General features: G+C 72.6%; 17 protein-coding genes. 14 read left to right on the top strand and 3 right to left on the bottom strand.

Going from position 1 to position 17449, the window contains the following annotated elements; all coding sequences use genetic code 11:
- Positions 1-118 precede the first annotated feature (118 nt).
- The 3 genes from ACFVVL_RS25045 (at position 119) to ACFVVL_RS25055 (ending at position 2977) form a co-directional block, all read left to right on the top strand.
- Positions 119-706: a hypothetical protein gene (locus ACFVVL_RS25045; RefSeq protein WP_380421948.1), complete on the top strand. Its 588-nt coding sequence runs from the start codon at positions 119-121 to the stop codon at positions 704-706.
- Between the two features lie 166 nt (positions 707-872).
- Positions 873-1565 carry a demethylmenaquinone methyltransferase gene (locus ACFVVL_RS25050; protein ID WP_380286954.1) on the top strand — a complete coding sequence of 231 codons (693 nt, stop codon included), beginning with the start codon at positions 873-875 and terminating at the stop codon, positions 1563-1565.
- 107 nt (positions 1566-1672) lie between these two features.
- Entirely contained in the window at positions 1673-2977 is a 1305-nt protein-coding gene (locus ACFVVL_RS25055) for a geranylgeranyl reductase family protein (RefSeq protein ID WP_380286955.1), read from the top strand.
- Between the two features lie 77 nt (positions 2978-3054).
- Here ACFVVL_RS25055 and ACFVVL_RS25060 read toward each other — a convergent pair whose 3' ends face one another.
- Positions 3055-3411 (bottom strand): MazG-like family protein, encoded by a 357-nt coding sequence (locus tag ACFVVL_RS25060; protein ID WP_387678812.1) that lies wholly within the window; start codon positions 3409-3411, stop codon positions 3055-3057.
- Positions 3412-3529: 118 nt separating this feature from the next.
- On the bottom strand, positions 3530-4249 hold the full coding sequence (locus tag ACFVVL_RS25065) for a peptidylprolyl isomerase (protein WP_380286957.1): 720 nt from the start codon (positions 4247-4249) through the stop codon (positions 3530-3532).
- A gap of 191 nt (positions 4250-4440) precedes the next feature.
- Here ACFVVL_RS25065 and ACFVVL_RS25070 point away from each other — a divergent pair, with 191 nt between their 5' ends.
- A complete protein-coding gene (locus ACFVVL_RS25070; protein WP_387678816.1) occupies positions 4441-5346 on the top strand; it encodes a DMT family transporter in 906 nt (301 codons plus the stop codon).
- A gap of 16 nt (positions 5347-5362) precedes the next feature.
- Here ACFVVL_RS25070 and ACFVVL_RS25075 read toward each other — a convergent pair whose 3' ends face one another.
- Entirely contained in the window at positions 5363-5983 is a 621-nt protein-coding gene (locus ACFVVL_RS25075) for a hypothetical protein (protein ID WP_387678818.1), read from the bottom strand.
- A gap of 189 nt (positions 5984-6172) precedes the next feature.
- Between ACFVVL_RS25075 and ACFVVL_RS25080 the strand changes: the two genes are divergently transcribed.
- The 10 genes from ACFVVL_RS25080 to nuoH all read left to right on the top strand — a co-directional run bounded on the left by ACFVVL_RS25080 (position 6173) and on the right by nuoH (position 17446).
- Entirely contained in the window at positions 6173-7261 is a 1089-nt protein-coding gene (locus tag ACFVVL_RS25080; protein ID WP_387678821.1) for a sensor histidine kinase, read from the top strand.
- A gap of 100 nt (positions 7262-7361) precedes the next feature.
- The gene (locus ACFVVL_RS25085) at positions 7362-8021 is read left to right on the top strand and encodes a response regulator (RefSeq protein ID WP_380286962.1); all 660 of its coding nucleotides are present in this window, start codon (positions 7362-7364) and stop codon (positions 8019-8021) included.
- A 437-nt stretch (positions 8022-8458) separates the two neighbouring features.
- Positions 8459-8818, top strand: coding sequence for an NADH-quinone oxidoreductase subunit A (locus ACFVVL_RS25090; protein WP_014137597.1), 360 nt, complete (start codon positions 8459-8461; stop codon positions 8816-8818).
- 60 nt (positions 8819-8878) lie between these two features.
- Positions 8879-9433 (top strand): NADH-quinone oxidoreductase subunit B family protein, encoded by a 555-nt coding sequence (locus tag ACFVVL_RS25095; protein ID WP_030300882.1) that lies wholly within the window; start codon positions 8879-8881, stop codon positions 9431-9433.
- Complete coding sequence (locus tag ACFVVL_RS25100; RefSeq protein WP_387678826.1) at positions 9430-10143, top strand: NADH-quinone oxidoreductase subunit C; 714 nt, start codon at positions 9430-9432, stop codon at positions 10141-10143. Before ACFVVL_RS25095 ends, ACFVVL_RS25100 begins: the two co-directional genes overlap by 4 nt.
- Positions 10143-11498 (top strand): NADH-quinone oxidoreductase subunit D, encoded by a 1356-nt coding sequence (locus ACFVVL_RS25105; RefSeq protein WP_380286964.1) that lies wholly within the window; start codon positions 10143-10145, stop codon positions 11496-11498. The genes ACFVVL_RS25100 and ACFVVL_RS25105 overlap by 1 nt, the downstream gene beginning before the upstream one ends.
- On the top strand, positions 11495-12250 hold the full coding sequence (nuoE, locus tag ACFVVL_RS25110; RefSeq protein WP_387678829.1) for an NADH-quinone oxidoreductase subunit NuoE: 756 nt from the start codon (positions 11495-11497) through the stop codon (positions 12248-12250). Before ACFVVL_RS25105 ends, nuoE begins: the two co-directional genes overlap by 4 nt.
- The gene (nuoF, locus tag ACFVVL_RS25115; protein WP_387678832.1) at positions 12250-13611 is read left to right on the top strand and encodes an NADH-quinone oxidoreductase subunit NuoF; all 1362 of its coding nucleotides are present in this window, start codon (positions 12250-12252) and stop codon (positions 13609-13611) included. Before nuoE ends, nuoF begins: the two co-directional genes overlap by 1 nt.
- Positions 13608-16091: an NADH-quinone oxidoreductase subunit G gene (locus tag ACFVVL_RS25120; RefSeq protein ID WP_387678834.1), complete on the top strand. Its 2484-nt coding sequence runs from the start codon at positions 13608-13610 to the stop codon at positions 16089-16091. Before nuoF ends, ACFVVL_RS25120 begins: the two co-directional genes overlap by 4 nt.
- Positions 16088-17446, top strand: a complete 1359-nt coding sequence (gene nuoH / locus ACFVVL_RS25125) for an NADH-quinone oxidoreductase subunit NuoH (RefSeq protein ID WP_380286968.1) — start codon at positions 16088-16090, stop codon at positions 17444-17446. Before ACFVVL_RS25120 ends, nuoH begins: the two co-directional genes overlap by 4 nt.
- The last annotated feature ends 3 nt before the right edge of the window (positions 17447-17449 follow it).

Below are 17449 nucleotides of genomic sequence, written 5' to 3' on the forward strand. Positions count from 1 at the left end.
GGCCCGCCAGCGGATAGCATCCGGCTCAGCTCGATTCCGTACCCTCACCACACCTCGCCCGTGCCCGCGGGCGGCGGGGCCCCGTCCCAGGCCCCGAACGCAAGCCAGGACAGGAACCATGCGATCCGCGACCGTCCCCCCGCAGCGATCCCCGCGGTTGGGCCGAGGCTGGTACCTCACCGCCGTGCTCAGCGCCGTGCTGGCCGTCGGGATGTGCCTGCTGGGATGGCGTCAGGCCGAGCAGGCCGACCGGATCGGCGCCCACCCGGTGCGGGTCGACGGCGTGGTGACCCAGCTGCAGACCGGCGGCGGCTCCTACAGCACCGTCAGCTACCAGGCGGCCGGTCAGCACCGCACCGCCACGGCGCTGCCGCTGGCCGACGGCACCAAGCTCGGGGACACCATCTGCCTGGAACACGCGGCCGACGAGCCGAAGGCCGTGCGGATCTGCGGTGACACCTACCCGCAGCCGGTCGGCGTCGGGCTGGCCCGGTTCAGCGTGCCGGTGGCGGTGCTGCTGTTCGCGGTCTGCATGCTGAGGATCCGGCGGCACCGGCGGGCGGTGGCCGTCCGGAGCGGGCAGAACCGGTTGGCCACCACCGTCGCCCTGGCGACCGAGGCGCTGGCCGACGGGATGCCCGCGATAACGCAGGGCAAGCGCTCGCGCCGGCGGCGCCGCGCGGGCGGGCGGCGCGGCCTGCACTGAGGCCGCGCCCGGCCGGCGCGGCGCGCTCCGGGTGCGCGTCCGGTGCGTATCCGGCGCGCTCCCGGCGGGTCCCGGCGGGTCCGGGTGTGCTCCACGGGTGTCCCGGCGGTGCCCGGAAGACGCCCCCTTGCCCGGATCGCCGGAGCCAGGGTGAACAATGGGGGGCGTGACCCGAGCCTCCCTGGACAAGCAGCCGCACGAAGTCGCCGCCATGTTCGACGACGTCGCGGCCAAGTACGACCGCACCAACGACGTTCTCTCGCTCGGCCAGGCCCGTGCCTGGCGCCGGGCGGTGGCCGAGGCGGTGGCCGCCGGGCCCGGGGACGTCGTGCTCGACCTCGGGGCCGGGACCGGCACCTCCTCGCTGCCCTTCGCCGAGGCCGGCGCGCGGGTCGTCCCGTGCGACTTCTCGGTCGGCATGCTCGCCGAGGGCAAGCGCCGCCACCCCGAGCTGGCGCTGACCGCCGGGGACGCCACCAGGCTGCCGTTCGCCGACGATACCTTCGACTCGGTGACGATCTCCTTCGCGCTGCGCAACGTCCACGACACCGAGGCGGCGCTGAGCGAGATGCTGCGGGTCACCAAGCCCGGCGGCAAGCTGATCATCTGCGAGTTCTCCACGCCGACCTGGACGCCGTTCCGGACGGTCTACACCGAGTACCTGATGCGCGCGCTGCCGCCGGTCGCCACCGCGGTCAGCAGCAACCCGGACGCGTACGTCTACCTCGCCGAGTCGATCCGCGAGTGGCCCGACCAGCCGGCGCTGGCCGCCCTGATGCAGGAGGCCGGCTGGTCCAAGGTGGCCTGGCGCAACCTGACCGGCGGGATCGTGGCCCTGCACCGGGCCTACAAGGTCTGACCGTCCGCAGCCGCGGCGGCAGCTCCGTCCGCAGCTCATAGACTCGTCCAAGCCCAGCCGGGCCGGCCCCCGCCGGCCGGCCGACCCCCAGCAGGAGTGTGCCCACCGTGTCCGAGACCGCCGTTGACCTGAGCGCAGGCGTTGTGGAGAGCACCGCGGACGTCATCGTGGTCGGCGCGGGCCCGGCCGGGTCCACCACCGCGTACCACCTCGCACAGGCGGGCCTGGACGTGCTGCTGCTGGAGAAGACCAGCTTCCCCCGGGAGAAGGTCTGCGGCGACGGCCTCACCCCCCGGGCCACCAAGCAGCTGGTGGACATGGGCATCGACGTGTCCACCGAGAACGGCTGGCTGCACAACAAGGGTCTGCGGATCATCGGCGGCGGGGTCCGGCTGGAGCTGGACTGGCCCGAACTGTCGGCCTTCCCGGACTACGGTCTGGTCCGCAAGCGCGCCGACTTCGACGAGCTGCTCGCCCGGCAGGCCGAGAAGGCCGGGGCCCGGCTCTACGAGCGCTGCAACGTCAGCGGCCCGGTGCTGGACGAGCGGACCGGCCGGATCGTCGGGGTCACCGCCAGGCTCGGGGACGAGAAGCGGCCGGTGACCTTCCGAGCCCCGCTGGTCGTGGCCGCCGACGGCAACTCCACCCGGCTCTCGCTGGCCATGGGCCTGCACCGCCGGGAGGACCGTCCGATGGGCGTCGCCTACCGCACCTACTTCACCTCCCCGCGCCACGACGACGACTACCTGGAGTCCTGGCTGGAGCTGTGGGACACCCGGGGCGGGGAGCGCAAGCTGCTGCCCGGCTACGGCTGGGTCTTCGGCATGGGCGACGGCACCTCGAACGTCGGCCTCGGCATCCTCAACTCCTCGCCGGCCTTCGGCGAGCTGGACTGGCGCGAGGTGCTCAAGGCCTGGTGCGCGAGCATGCCGGAGGAGTGGGGCTACACGCCGGAGAACATGACCGACCCGATCCGCGGGGCCGCCCTGCCGATGGCCTTCAACCGGCAGCCGCACTACACCCGCGGCCTGCTGCTGGTCGGCGACGCCGGCGGCATGGTCAACCCGTTCAACGGCGAGGGCATCGCCTACGCGATGGAATCCGGTCAGATCGCCGCCGGGGTGATCGTGCAGGCGCTCGCCCGGGTGACCGACGGCGGCCGGGAGCGCGCGCTCCAGGCCTACCCGCGCATCCTCAAGGACGTCTACGGCGGCTACTACACGCTCGGCCGGGCCTTCGTGAAGCTCATCGGCAACCCGAAGGTGATGCAGCTCGCCACCCAGCGCGGGCTGACCCACCCGATGCTGATGAGGTTCGTCCTCAAGCTCCTCGCCAACCTCACCGACCCGCAGGGCGGCGATGCCATGGACCGCATCATCAACGGCCTGGCGAAGGCCGCGCCGAACGCCTGACCGGCGGCCGCGGGTCGGCCGACCGACCGCTGTCGGCGCCGTCGTCGTCGGCCGGGCCGTCGTCGTCCTGGCTTCCGTCAGCCGGCCGGGCTGTCCGTCGGGCGGCTGGCGTCGGCGCGGCTGGCGGCGGAGCGCTGCTCGACGTAGGCGAGGCGGTCGGCGAAGACCCGCGCCGCGTCCGGGGTCAGCGTGCGCAGCGCGACCAGGGCGGAGAAGACCACGTCGCACAGCTCGTGCTGGACGTCCTCCCAACTGTGGGTGACGCCCTTGCGCGGGTTCTGACCGGTGGCGCCGATCACGGCGGCACTGACCTCGCCGACCTCCTCGGAGAGCTTGAGGATCCGGGCGAGCCGCTCCTCCTGCGGGGGGAGCGGGCTCTGCTCGTCGAGCCAGGCGACCAGGTGGTCGACGCTTTCCCAGATCCTGCTGTCCATGCGGTGCCGCTCCCGTACGGTGTCGATGGCCTGTTCCTGGCCTCTTCCGGCCTGTCCGCGGCCTGGCGGTGGCCGGTCGTGGTGGCCTGCTCCACCGTACGGGAGTCCGGTGGACGGCTCAGCGGGCGGAGATCTTCACGTTGCGGATGTTCACCGGCAGGGTGGGGAAACCGTCACCGGGGTTGTTCTGGTCGTCCTCGCCGCCGGCGGCGATCTTCTGCAGCACGTCCAGGCCCTCGGTGACCCGGCCGAACGGGGTGTAGGCGGGGGAGAGCTTGGTGTCCTTCCAGACGAAGAAGAACTGGCTGCCATTGGTGTTGGGCCCCGCGTTGGCCATCGCGACGGTGCCGGCCGGGTAGGTGGCGCCCTCCAGGTTCTCGTCGGGGAAGGAGTAGCCCGGGCCGCCGCTGCCGGTCCCGGTCGGGTCGCCGCACTGCAGGACGTAGAGCCGCTGGGTGGTGAGCCGGTGGCAGTGGCTGCGGTCGAAGTAGTCGCGCTCGGCGAGGAACCGGAAGGAGAAGGTCGTGCAGGGCGCCTTGTCGGTGAGCGCCTGGAAGGTGATCGAGCCCTGGGTGGTCTTCAAGGTCGCCTTGTACGGCTTGGCCGCCTTGCGGGCGTCGAAGACCGGGATGCCCTTGAAGTTGTCGGCGGGGACGGCCGGGGTGTAGGTGCAGGTGACCCCGGCCGCGCCGGTGCCGGAACCGGTCGACGGGGTGTCCGCGACGGCGGTGCCGGTGCTCGCGACGAGCGGCAGGACGGTGGCGGCGGCGATCAACGCCCAGTGCTTGCGCGACACTTGAGTGGCCTTCCGGTGGGTGGGGGACGGCTGTTTTGGCATGGCGACATCATCCACGGCGGGGTGGAGATTCGGTAGGGGGTGGGAAACCGTTGATCCGGTGCGGGGCGGTGCGCGAGGATGGCGGGCCCCGCTCCGCTCCGGGATCCGTCCGATGACGTGCGTGACTCTCGTGTGGCCGCTCTCCCTTCGCTCCGAGAGGCTCCGCCGTGCGTGCTCCGTCCTCCGCTCCGATGCGTGATCTGCCGGTCCTGCTGGTGGCGGTGGTGTGGGGATCGAGCTTCCTGGCGGTGCAGCGGGTGGCCGAACCGGGGACGGTGGTGGCGATGCTGGTGCTGCGGTTCGGACTGGTGCTGCCCGTCCTGGGACTGGCCGCCTGGCGGCCGCTGCGGCGGTTGCGGCGCGCCGAGTGGCTGGGCGGGGCCGGGCTGGGGCTGGTACTCGGTGCGATCTTCCTCCTGGAGACGTTCGGCGCGGTGCACACCTCGGCGACCAACGCGGGCCTGATCATCAGCCTCACGATCGTGTTCACCCCGCTGGCGGAGAGCGCGCTGGCCCGGACGCCGCTGCCGCGCGCCTTCCTCGCGGCGGCCGGTCTGGCGGTGGTGGGCATCGCGCTGCTCACCGGGGACGGCGGACTGCGGGCTCCGGCCTCGGGGGACCTGCTGGTGCTCGGCGCCGCCGTGGTGCGGACGGTCAGCGTGCTGGCCACCGCCCGGACCCGGGCGATCCGGGAGAGCGACACGCTGGCCGTCACCTGGGTCCAGCTCGCGACAGCGACGCTGGTGTTCGCCGTCGTCGCGCCGTTCGCCGGCCCGCTGCCCTGGACGGTCGCGGCCGCCTTCGGGCCGGCCCAGTGGGGCTGGCTGCTGCATCTGGCGCTGCTCTGCACGCTGTTCGCGTTCTTCGTGCAGATGTGGGCCGTCCGCACCACCTCGCCCTCCCGGGTCAGCCTGTTGCTGGGCACCGAACCGCTCTGGGCGGCGGTGTTCGGCATCACCCTGGCGGGCAACCACCTCGGGCCGCTCGCCCTGCTGGGCGGTGCCCTCGTCCTGGCCGGCACCGAGTGGGGCCGGCGCACCGCCGCGGTGCCGCGGCCGGAGGCGGTGCCGGCGGAGCGGGAGCGGATGGCGGCCTGAGGCCGGGGTGCGGTGGTCACCGGCGCCGCCCCAGGGTGCGGCGGGCGTAGGCGACGGTGACCGCGGCGAGCAGCGGACCCCAGGCGACCAGCGGCAGGTAGCAGAGGGTCATGATCACCCCGGCGGGGCCGTGCGGGGCGTCCGGATCGCTCATCGCCGAGGCCCAGCCGCCGAACAGGGCGGGCAACCAGAGCGCGGTCAGGGCGGCGGAGCCGAGGGCCGCCGGGACGATCGCGGCGAGCGGCGGGACGGCGCGCCCGCCGATCAGCGGGATCCGGCGCGGGAGCACCTCGCCCCAGGGCCGCACCAGCCCCAGGGTGAGGAAGGCCAGCAACTCGGCCAGCCCGCTGAGCGCGACGACGTACACGGTGCCCCAGCCGGGGACGTAGGGGTCGAAGGCCGCGGCGAGCTCCCCGCTGAAGCCGACCGGGACGCCCACACCGAGGGCGATCCGCCAGAGGCCGGACGGGACGGTCGTCCAGACGGTGGCGCGGGCGGCCAGCTCGGCCCAGCGCGGGGTGCCGGCCGGCGGGACGGCCCGGGCGGTGCGGCCGGTGCGGCCCGTGCTGGGGTTGCGGGCGGTGCGGGTGGTGCGGGAGCGGGGGGCGGCCGGTACGGCGGACGCGGTGGTGGACACGGTACGGACTCCTCTCCCGGACCGGCCGTGGCGGCCGGTCCGACGGGATCAAGAGTGGCCGTCGGCAGGGGGCTTCCATCAGTGCCGATCGGGCTGTCTTGGCTGCTCGGAACGGGTGCGGAAATGTGCCGATCGGCACAGGCGGAGCACTCCGCGGGTCCGTAGGCTTCCCGCAGGAAGGAGGCGACGATGAGTCAGATGCCAGCGTTGGCGGTCTCCGTGGCAGTACCCGTGGCAGTCCCGGTGGCGGTCCTCTGCGGGTGGCTGCTGCGGTCCCGGCTCGGGGTGGCGGCGGTGGCCGGCGCGGCCGGTGCCGTGTCGGCCGCCGCCACGGCCGGCGTCTGGGCCGCCGGCCGGTGGCGGGAGGCCGACCGCTGGCCGGGGCTGATCGGGCTGCTCGAACTCGCCCTGCTGCTGCTCCTGGTGGTCGTGACGCTGCGGGCCGAGGGCGGCCGGCGCGGGGCGGTGGCGGTCTGGACGATCGGCGGCGCGGTCGCCCTGTGGCCCTCCCGGTTCCAGGCGATCGAGGGTCCGCAGGACGCACTGACCCTCTTCGGGTTCGGCTCGGTCCTCGCGCTGCCGGCCGTCCTGGTCGGGCTCTACCTGCGCGGGCTGGACGACACCCGGCTCCGCTCGGTGGCCGCCGCGCGGCGCTCCCAGCGCCTCGAACTCGCCCACGACCTGCACGACTTCGTCGCCCATGACGTCAGCGGGATGGTCGCCCAGGCGCAGGCGGGCATGGTGCTGGCGGCCTCCGACCCGGTGCGTGCGGCGGCCCTGTTCGAGCGGATAGAGCAGGCCGGGCTGCAGGCCTTGGCCTCGCTCGACCGGACCGTCCACCTGCTGCGCAGCGAGGACGCGGACGGTCCGGAGCGCGGTCCGCAGCCCGGCCTGGCCGAGCTGTCCGAACTCACCGAGCGGTTCGCGGACTCGGGCGGAGTGACGGTGCGGCTGGACGCCCCGGCGGAGGAACCGGGGATCCCCCGGGAGGTGGCGGCCACCGCCTACCGGGTCGTGGTGGAGGCCCTGACCAATGTGCGGCGGCACGCACCGGCCGCCCGGGTGGTCGAGGTCCGGGTGCGCCGCGAGGGGCGGCGGTTGACGGTGCGGGTGCGGGACGACGGCGGCCGGCCGCCGCAGCCGTCCGGACCGCGCCGGGGCGGCAGCGGACTGGCGGGGCTGGCCGCCCGGGTGGAGGCGCTCGGCGGCACGCTCGTCTCCGGCCGGGAGGGCGGCGGTTGGCAGGTGGCGGTGGTCATGCCGCTGAAGGCGTGGTGACCGGTCCGGCCGCACCCGTCGCAGGGAGGGCACGGCCGGTGCGTACGGCGCCCGCGGCACGTACGGCCGGCACGGCACGAACGGAAGGAGACGCGGGCCGATGACCATCAGGGTGCTGCTCGCCGACGACGACGAGGCGATCCGCAGCGCGTACCGGATCATCCTCGACGCCCAGCCGGACATCGAGGTGGTGAACGAGGCCGCGGACGGCGAGGCGGCGGTCGCCCTGGCCCGGCGGCTGCGGCCGGACGTGATCCTCGCCGACATCCGGATGCCCCGGCTGGACGGGCTGGAGCTGACCAGGCAACTGGGCGGGGAGTTCCGGGTGGTCGTGGTGACCACCTTCGACCTGGACGAGTACGTGCATGAGGCGATCCGGGCGGGTGCGGCGGGCTTCCTGCTCAAGCGGTCGGGGCCGGCGCTGCTGGCCGAAGCGGTCCGGTCGGCCGTCGCGGGGGACGCGTTGATCAGCCCGCAGATCACCGTCCGGCTGCTCCGCCGGCTGTCGGGCGGTGCACCGCAGAGACCGGCGGGCGGACGGGCGGCGGAGCGCCCGCAGGTCGGTCCGGTCGAGGAACTCACGGCGAGGGAGAAGGAGATCGCGCGGCTGGTCGCGGACGGTGCGACCAATGCCGAGATCGCGGCGGAGCTGTTCATCAGTGCCGGGACGGTGAAGAACCACCTGGCCTCGGTCCAGCGGAAGCTCGGTGCCCGGAACCGGGTGGGCATCGCCGCCTGGGCGTGGGAGAGCGGCGCCTGAGCACCGCTCGCGCGCTTGTGAACGAAGGGTCAAGCGGACGTTCGCGGAGCCGCCACCCCTGCGAGTGAGCCGCTATAACACGTCAACATGTCGCCCAGAAATTTGCTCTCGGCGATGCATAGTTGATATAGGTGCGCGGCCCTGACCTGCCGCTTCGCAGATGAATGCGACTGCTTGTGACCATTTGACTTCTTTGCGTTGACAAATCTCGCCATGTTCACCTTCGTGGTGATTCACGAGGTGGCGGAGATCACAAAGATCGGCTTGAACTGCGTGTCGCAGATCACAAGCCGACGGGCATAGGATGCGCTCGTTCCAGGCTTTGTGAACTGCCTCACATGGGGTGGATCTCGGGAACTGGAACGCCGGGTTCACCGCAGCGTGACCCGTCGGTTCCGATCTGCAGTCAAGGACGACTGGACGGAGGGAGCGGGGCTATGAATGCCTACGCGCCGATCCTCGTACTCGGTGCCATCGCGGCGGCGTTCGCGGTCGGCTCCGTCGTGATGGCCTCACTGACCGGCCCCAAGCGCTACAACCGGGCCAAGCTGGAGGCGTACGAGTGCGGCATCGAGCCGACCCCGCAGCCCGTGGGCGGCGGTCGGTTCCCGATCAAGTACTACCTCACGGCGATGCTCTTCATCGTCTTCGACATCGAGATCGTCTTCCTCTACCCGTGGGCCGTGAGCTTCGACGCCCTGGGGATCTTCGGACTGGTCGAGATGCTCCTGTTCATCGCCACCGTCTTCGTCGCCTACGCCTACGTCTGGCGCCGCGGCGGTCTGGAGTGGGACTGACCGCTGACTTTGTGAACATGCGGACAAGCCAACGGACTTGAGGGCATTGAGAGGGATCTGATGGGAATCGAGGAGAAGCTGCCGAGCGGCTTTCTGCTCACGACCGTGGAGACGGCCGCCGGCTGGGTGCGCAAGGCGTCGCTCTTCCCGGCCACCTTCGGGCTGGCCTGCTGCGCGATCGAGATGATGACCACCGGCGCGGGCCGTTACGACCTGGCCCGGTTCGGCATGGAGGTGTTCCGGGGCTCCCCCCGGCAGGCCGACCTGATGATCGTAGCGGGCCGGGTGAGCCAGAAGATGGCCCCGGTGTTGCGCCAGGTCTACGACCAGATGGCGAATCCGAAGTGGGTCATCTCGATGGGGGTCTGCGCCTCCTCGGGCGGGATGTTCAACAACTACGCGATCGTGCAGGGCGTCGACCACATCGTCCCGGTGGACATCTACCTGCCCGGCTGCCCGCCCCGCCCGGAGATGCTGATGGACGCGATCCTGAAGCTGCACGACAAGATTCAGCACGAGCCGCTCGGCGTGAACAAGCGCCGCGCCGAGGAGCTGGGCGAGGCCCTCGCGCTGCAGGCGACCCCGGTGAGCGAGATGCGGGGGCTGCTGCGATGAACGAGCAGGTACCCGAGACCCGGCGCGAGCAGCCGCACCGCGAGATTCCGGTCGAGGTGGTCGGCCGCCGGCAGGGCATGTTCGGTGCCCAGGGCAGCGGCGACACCTCCGGCTTCGGCGGGCTGGTCGCCCCGATCGCCCTGCCGCCGGCCAGCGAGCGCCCGTACGGCGGCTGGTTCGACGAGGTCGCCGACGAGCTGGAGGGCGCCCTGGAGGAACAGGGCCTCGACCCGGCCGAGGTGATCGAGAAGACCGTCGTCGACCGCGCCGAGATCACCTTCCACATCGCCCGCGAGCACCTGCTGCGCACCGCCCGCACCCTGCGCGACGACCCGGCGCTGCGCTTCGAGCTCTGCCTCGGGGTGAGCGGCGTGCACCACCCGGGCGACCAGGGCCGCGAACTGCACGCGGTCTACCACCTGCGCTCGATCACCCACGGCCGGCTGATCCGGCTGGAGGTCACCGCGCCGGACGCCGACCCGCGCATCCCGTCCGTGGTCAGCGTCTACCCGACCAACGACTGGCACGAGCGCGAGGCCTACGACTTCTTCGGTCTGGTCTTCGAGGGCCACCCGGCCCTCACCCGGATCATGATGCCGGACGACTGGCTGGGCCACCCGCAGCGCAAGGACTACCCGCTCGGCGGCATCCCCGTCGAGTACAAGGGCGCCCAGATCCCGGCGCCCGACCAGCGGAGGTCGTACAGCTGATGAACACCCAGCACTACGAGGAGACGCACCAGGGCAGCGCCGCCGAGGCCGGCGCCCGGGACACCACCGAGGGCCGGGTCTTCACGGTCACCGGCGGCGACTGGGGCGAGGTGGTCGAGGCCGTCGGCCGGGCCGACGACGAGCGCATCATCGTCAACATGGGCCCCCAGCACCCCTCCACCCACGGGGTGTTGCGGCTGATCCTGGAGATCGACGGCGAGACCGTGACGGAGGCCCGCTGCGGCATCGGCTACCTCCACACCGGCATCGAGAAGAACATGGAGTTCCGCAGCTGGGTCCAGGGCACCACCTTCGTGACCCGCATGGACTACCTGACCCCGCTGTTCAACGAGACCGCCTACTGCCTGGCGGTCGAGAAGCTGCTCGGCATCACCGACGACATCCCCGAGCGGGCCAGCGTCATCCGGGTGCTGATGATGGAGCTCAACCGGATCGCCTCCCACCTGGTCTGCCTGGCCACCGGCGGCATGGAGATCGGCTCCACCACGCTGATGATCTACGGCTTCCGCGACCGCGAGCTGATCCTGGACGTCTTCGAGCTGGTCACCGGCCTGCGGATGAACCACGCCTACGTCCGCCCCGGAGGCCTCGCCCAGGACCTCCCGCCCGGAGCGGTCGACCAGATCCGCGAGGCCGTGAAGACGCTCCGCTCCCGGATGCACGAGTACGACAAGCTCGCCACCGGCAACCCGGTGTTCAAGGCCCGCCTGGTCGACGTCGGCTTCCTCGACCTGCCCGGCTGCCTGGCCCTCGGCGCCACCGGCCCGATCCTGCGCGCCACCGGCCTGCCGCACGACCTGCGCAAGACCGACCCGTACTGCGGCTACGAGAACTACGACTTCGAGGTCGCGATCGCCGACAGCGCCGACTCCTACGGCCGCTTCCTGATCCGCCTGGAGGAGATGAAGCAGTCGCTGCGGATCGTCGAGCAGTGCCTGGACCGGCTGCGCCCCGGCCCGGTCATGGTGGCCGACAAGAAGATCGCCTGGCCCGCCCAACTCGCCGTCGGCCCGGACGGGATGGGCAACTCCCTCGACCACATCCGGAAGATCATGGGCACCTCCATGGAGGCCCTGATCCACCACTTCAAGCTGGTCACCGAGGGCTTCCGGGTCCCGGCCGGCCAGGCCTACTCGGCGGTCGAGTCGCCCAAGGGCGAGCTGGGCGTGCATGTGGTCAGCGACGGCGGGACCCGCCCGTACCGGGTCCACTTCCGGGACCCGTCGTTCACCAATCTGCAGACGATGGCGGCGATGTGCGAGGGCGGCCAGGTGGCCGACGTCATCGTCGCGGTGGCCGGGATCGACCCGGTGATGGGAGGCGTGGACCGGTGACAGACGTCCGACTGGGGATGCCGGCGCTGCCGGCCCGGCCCTACCCCGAGGAGGTGCACGCCCGGCTGGCCGCCGACGCCGCGGAGCTGATCGGCCGCTACCCGGTGGCCAGGTCCGCCCTGCTGCCGCTGCTGCACCTGGTGCAGGCCGAGGAGGGCTTCGTCAGCCCGACCGGCATCCGGTTCTGCGCCGAGCAACTGGACCTCACCACCGCCGAGGTCACCGCCGTGGCCACCTTCTACACCATGTACCGGCGCCGGCCCGCCGGCGAGTACCACGTCGGGGTCTGCACCAACACCCTGTGCGCGGTGCTCGGCGGCGACCAGATCTTCGCCGAGCTCCAGGAACACCTCGGGATCGCGAACAACGAGACCACCGAGGACGGCCGGATCTCGATCGAGCACATCGAGTGCAACGCGGCCTGCGACTACGCCCCCGTGGTGATGGTCAACTGGGAGTTCTTCGACAACCAGACGCCGGAGAGCGCCAAGCGGCTGGTCGACGACCTGCGCGCGGGCCGCGAGGCCGCCCCCACCCGAGGCGCCCGGCTCTGCTCCTTCAAGGAGACCGCCCGGATCCTGGCCGGCTTCCCCGACGAGCGCCCCGGCGCCGTCGACGAGTCCGGCGCCGGCGGCGCCCCCTCGCTGGCCGGCCTGCGGCTGGCCCGCGGCGAGGCCCTGCCCGGCACCGGCGGCACCCGCGTCGTCTCCCCCCGCCACGAGGGCTCCGGCCAGGAAGGGAACGAAGCGTGATGACCTCCGCCGAGCCGGCCGAGAAGCTGCTCACCCCCGTCCTGTCCGCCTCCTGGGACGACAGCCGCCCCTGGAGCCTCGCCACCTACCGCCGCCACGCCGGGTACGACGGCCTGCGGGCCGCCCTCGCCATGCCCCCGGACGACGTGATCGCCCTGGTCAAGGACGCCGGCCTGCGCGGCCGCGGCGGCGCCGGCTTCCCCACCGGGATGAAGTGGCAGTTCATTCCGCAGAACGACGGCAAGCCGCACTACCTGGTGGTCAACGCGGACGAGTCCGAGCCGGGCACCTGCAAGGACATCCCGCTGCTGTTCGCCAACCCCCACGCCCTGATCGAAGGCATGATCATCGCGTCCTACGCGATCCGCTGCGACCACGCCTTCATCTACCTGCGCGGCGAGGTCGTCCCGGTGCTGCGCCGGCTCCAGGCCGCCGTCGCCGAGGCCTACGAGGCCGGACTGCTCGGCCGGGACATCCTCGGCTCGGGCCTCGACCTGGACATCACCGTCCACGCCGGCGCCGGCGCGTACATCTGCGGCGAGGAGACGGCCCTGCTCGACTCGCTGGAGGGGCGCCGCGGCCAGCCCAGGCTGCGCCCGCCGTTCCCGGCCATCGCCGGCCTCTACGCCTGCCCGACCGTGGTCAACAACGTCGAGTCGATCGCCTCGGTGCCGCCGATCCTGGCCCGCGGCAAGGACTGGTTCAAGGGCCTCGGCACCGAGAAGTCCCCCGGCTTCACGCTCTACTCGCTCTCCGGCCACGTCACCAACCCCGGCCAGTACGAGGCCCCGCTCGGCATCACGCTGCGCCAGCTGCTCGACATCAGCGGCGGCATCCGGACCGGCCACCGGCTCAAGTTCTGGACCCCGGGCGGCTCCTCCACCCCGATGTTCACCGACGAGCACCTCGACGTCCCGCTCGACTACGAGGGCGTCGGCGCGGCCGGCTCGATGCTCGGCACCAAGGCCCTGCAGATCTTCGACGAGACGACCTGCGTGGTCCGCGCGGTCACCCGCTGGACGGAGTTCTACGCCCACGAGTCCTGCGGCAAGTGCACCCCCTGCCGCGAGGGCACCTACTGGCTGGTCCAGCTGCTCAAGCGGATCGAGGCCGGCGGGGGCACCGAGGGCGACCTCGAAAAGCTCCTCGACATCGCCGACAACATCAACGGCAAGTCCTTCTGCGCGCTGGGCGACGGCGCGGCCAGCCCGATCGTCTCCTCGCTCCAGCACTTCCGGGCCGAGTACGAGCAGCACCTCACCGAGCGCCGCTGCCCGTTCGACCCGGCCGCCTCCACCGTCTGGGCCGACGGCCCCCGCCCCGGCCACCAGTCCGCCACCGAAAGGGAGGTGCACGCGTGACGATCACAGAACCCTCCACCTCCAAGGGCGGCCAGGCCGCGGTCGAGCTGGTCACGCTCACCATCGACGGCGTCGAAGTGCAGGTCCCCAAGGGGACGCTGGTGATCCGGGCCGCCGAGCAGATCGGCACCCAGGTCCCGCGCTTCTGCGACCACCCGCTGCTCGACCCGGCCGGCGCCTGCCGCCAGTGCATCGTCGAGATCGAGGGCCAGCGCAAGCCGGTCGCCTCGTGCACCATCCCGGTGGCCGAGGGCATGGTGGTCCGCACCCAGCTCAGCTCGCCGGTCGCCGAGAAGGCCCAGCGCGGCGTGATGGAGCTGCTGCTGATCAACCACCCGCTGGACTGCCCGGTCTGCGACAAGGGCGGCGAGTGCCCGCTGCAGAACCAGGCGATGTCCACCGGGGACACCGACTCCCGCTTCGAGGGGATGAAGCGCACCTACGAGAAGCCGGTCCCGATCAGCAGCCAGGTCCTGCTGGACCGGGAGCGCTGCGTGCTCTGCGCCCGCTGCACCCGGTTCTCCCAGCAGATCGCCGGAGACCCGTTCATCGACCTGGTCGAACGCGGCGCCCTGCAGCAGGTCGGCACCGGCGAGGGCGACGACTTCGAGTCGTACTTCTCCGGCAACACCATCCAGATCTGCCCGGTCGGCGCCCTCACCTCGGCGGCCTACCGGTTCCGCTCCCGCCCGTTCGACCTGGTCTCCTCGCCGAGCGTCTGCGAGCACTGCTCCTCCGGCTGCGCCCAGCGCACCGACCACCGGCGCGGCAAGGTGCTGCGCCGGCTGGCCGGCGAGGACCCGGCGGTCAACGAGGAGTGGAACTGCGACAAGGGCCGGTTCGCCTTCCGCTACGCCCAGCAGCGCGACCGGATCACCACCCCGCTGGTCCGGCGGGGCAGCGAACTCGTCGCCGCCTCCTGGCCGGAGGCGCTGGCCAGGGCCGCCGAGGGGCTGCGCGAGGCCCGCACCGGCGTGCTCACCGGCGGCCGGGTCACCGTCGAGGACGCCTACGCCTACGCCAAGTTCGCCCGGGTGGTGCTCGGCACCAACGACGTGGACTTCCGGGCCCGCCCGCACAGCGCCGAGGAGGCCGGCTTCCTGGCCGCCGCGGTCGCCGGGCAGGGCGTGGACATCACCGGCGAGGGCGTGACCTACCAGGACCTGGAGGCCGCGCCGGTGGCGCTGCTGGTGGCCCTGGAGCCCGAGGAGGAGTCGCCGATCGTCTTCCTGCGGCTGCGCAAGGCCAACCGCAACCGCGGCCTGGCGGTCTTCTCGGTCGCCGCGCACGCCTCCCGGGGCCTCGGCAAGCTGCACGGGGCGCTGCTGCCCGCCGCGCCCGGCACCGAGGCCGAGTGGCTGGCCGCGCTCGCCGCCGACGAGCCGCTCAGCGACGACGCCGGCCGCGCCGCCGAACTGCTGCGCACCCCCGGGGCGGTGATCCTGGTCGGCGAGCGGGCCGCCGCCGCCCCCGGCGCGCTGACCGCCGCGCTGCGCCTCGCGCACGCCACCGGTGCCCGGCTCGCCTGGATCCCCCGGCGGGCCGGCGAGCGCGGAGCGGTCGAGGCGGGCGCGCTGCCCGGACTGCTGCCGGGCGGCCGCCCCGTCGACGCCCCGGCCGCCCGGGCCGAAACCGCCGCCGTCTGGGGCGGGACCGACCTCCCGGTGCGGCCCGGCCGGGACACCGAGTCCATCCTCTCCGCGGCCGTCGGCGGCGAACTCGGCGCGCTGCTGATCGGCGGCCTCGACCCGGAGGACCTGGCCGACCCGGCGCAGGCCGAGCTGGCGCTGGCCGCCGTCCCCTTCGTGGTCTCGCTGGAGCTGCGCCCGTCCGCCGTCACCGCGCACGCCGACGTGGTGCTGCCGGTGGCCGCGGTCGCGGAGAAGGCCGGCACCTTCCTGGACTGGGAGGGCCGGGTGCGGATGTTCGAGGCCGCGCTCAAGCCGGACCAGCAGATGGGCCGCCACCTGCACCCGGACCTGCGGGTGCTGAACATGCTCGCCGACGCACTGGGCCACCGGCTCGGCCTGCCGGACGTCCGCGCCGCCCGGCTGGAGCTGGACCGGTTCGCGCCCTGGGCCGGCGAGCGCCCGGCCGCCCCGGCCGCCCACCCCGGCGTGCTGCCCCGCCCGGCCACCGGCCAGGCGGTGCTGTCCGGCTGGCGCCTGCTGCTCGACCGCGGTTCGCTCCAGCAGGGCGACCCGCACCTGGCCGGCACCCGGCACCGGGCCGTCGCCCGGATCTCGCCGACCACCGCCGAGGAGATCGGCGCCGCGGGCGCCCCCGCGCTGCGGCTCACCGGCCCGGCCGGTTCGGTCACCCTGCCGCTGGAGATCGGCAAGGAGATGCCGGACCGCACGGTCTGGATCCCGCTCAACTCCACGCCGGGCGGCGCCCACCGCACGCTCGGCACCACCATCGGCCACCTGGTCACCATCGCCCCGGCGCAGGGCACCGAGCCCGACGAGGAGGAGAAGTGAACCCCACCTCGCACCCGCTCGCCGGGTACGACCTCGCCGCGTACGAGACGCTGGGCTTCTTCGGCCGTGACCCCTGGTGGCTGGTCCTGCTGAAGGCGGTGTTCTGCTTCGCCTTCCTGGTCGGCACTGTGCTCGTGGCGATCGTCTGGGAGCGCAAGGTGGTGGCCTGGATGCAGCTGCGCATCGGGCCCAACCGGCACGGCCCGTGGGGGATGCTGCAGTCGCTCGCCGACGGCGTGAAGCTGGCGCTCAAGGAAGACCTCGTGGTCAAGGGCGCCGACAAGGCGGTCTACGTGCTGGCCCCGATCGTCTGCGCGATCCCGGCGTTCATGGCCTTCGCGGTGATCCCGTTCGGTCCGGCCGGCGACGAGGTGTCGGTGTTCGGCACCCGGACGCCGATGCAGCTGACCGACTTCCCGGTGGCGCTGCTCTACATCCTGGCCACCGCCTCGGTCGGCATCTACGGCATCGTGCTGGCCGGCTGGTCCTCCGGCTCGACCTACCCGCTGCTCGGCGGTCTGCGCTCCTCGGCCCAGATGATCAGCTACGAGATCGCGATGGGCCTGTCCTTCGCGGCGGTGTTCATCTACTCCGGCTCGATGTCCACCTCGGAGATCGTCTCCTCGCAGCAGCCGACCTGGTTCGCGGTGCTGCTGCCGGTGTCGTTCATCGTCTACATCGTGGCGATGGTCGGGGAGACCAACCGCGCGCCGTTCGACCTCCCGGAGGCCGAGGGCGAGCTGGTCGGCGGCTTCAACACCGAGTACTCCTCGCTGAAGTTCGCGATGTTCATGCTGGCCGAGTACATCAACATGGTCACCGTCTCGGCCGTCGCCTCCACCCTGTTCCTGGGCGGCTGGCGGGCCCCCTGGCCGGTCTCCACCTTCTGGGAGGGCGCCAACCACGGCTGGTGGCCGCTGCTCTGGATCACCCTCAAGATCCAGTTGCTGCTGTTCTTCTTCATCTGGCTGCGCGGCACCCTGCCGCGGTTCCGCTACGACCAGTTCATGAAGCTCGGCTGGAAGGTGCTCATCCCGGTCTCGCTGGTCTGGCTGGTGATGGTGGCCGCCGTCCGGGCGCTGCGCAACGAGGGCTACGGGTTCGGCGAGGTGGTGCTCTACGTCGGCGCCCCGGTCGGTGCGCTGCTGCTGCTCGGCCTGCTGCGGGACGTCGTCAAGCGCCGGCCGGAGACCGAGGACGGTGCGCCGAGCGGCGAGTTCGACCCGATGGCCGGCGGCTACCCGGTGCCGCCGCTGCCCGGCCAGCAGCTCCCGCCGGTCCCGCGCCGGCGCAGCCGCGCCCCGAAGCAACTCCAGGACGCCCTCAACGGGGCCGACCATTCCGAAGGGAGCTGAACC

Origin of the sequence: Kitasatospora sp. NPDC058115 (assembly GCF_042884635.1) — a bacterium.
Lineage (GTDB): Bacteria > Actinomycetota > Actinomycetes > Streptomycetales > Streptomycetaceae > Kitasatospora.

What these genes read in the sequence shown, in the direction of transcription:
- ACFVVL_RS25045 (WP_380421948.1), top strand. Translation starts at nt 119, where the DNA reads ATGCGATCCGCGACCGTCCCCCCGCAGCGATCCCCGCGGTTGGGCCGA.
- ACFVVL_RS25060 (WP_387678812.1), bottom strand. Translation starts at nt 3,411, where the DNA reads ATGGACAGCAGGATCTGGGAAAGCGTCGACCACCTGGTCGCCTGGCTC.
- ACFVVL_RS25065 (WP_380286957.1), bottom strand. Translation starts at nt 4,249, where the DNA reads ATGCCAAAACAGCCGTCCCCCACCCACCGGAAGGCCACTCAAGTGTCG.
- ACFVVL_RS25070 (WP_387678816.1), top strand. Translation starts at nt 4,441, where the DNA reads ATGCGTGATCTGCCGGTCCTGCTGGTGGCGGTGGTGTGGGGATCGAGC.
- ACFVVL_RS25080 (WP_387678821.1), top strand. Translation starts at nt 6,173, where the DNA reads ATGAGTCAGATGCCAGCGTTGGCGGTCTCCGTGGCAGTACCCGTGGCA.
- ACFVVL_RS25085 (WP_380286962.1), top strand. Translation starts at nt 7,362, where the DNA reads ATGACCATCAGGGTGCTGCTCGCCGACGACGACGAGGCGATCCGCAGC.
- ACFVVL_RS25090 (WP_014137597.1), top strand. Translation starts at nt 8,459, where the DNA reads ATGAATGCCTACGCGCCGATCCTCGTACTCGGTGCCATCGCGGCGGCG.
- ACFVVL_RS25095 (WP_030300882.1), top strand. Translation starts at nt 8,879, where the DNA reads ATGGGAATCGAGGAGAAGCTGCCGAGCGGCTTTCTGCTCACGACCGTG.
- ACFVVL_RS25100 (WP_387678826.1), top strand. Translation starts at nt 9,430, where the DNA reads ATGAACGAGCAGGTACCCGAGACCCGGCGCGAGCAGCCGCACCGCGAG.
- ACFVVL_RS25105 (WP_380286964.1), top strand. Translation starts at nt 10,143, where the DNA reads ATGAACACCCAGCACTACGAGGAGACGCACCAGGGCAGCGCCGCCGAG.
- nuoF (WP_387678832.1), top strand. Translation starts at nt 12,250, where the DNA reads ATGACCTCCGCCGAGCCGGCCGAGAAGCTGCTCACCCCCGTCCTGTCC.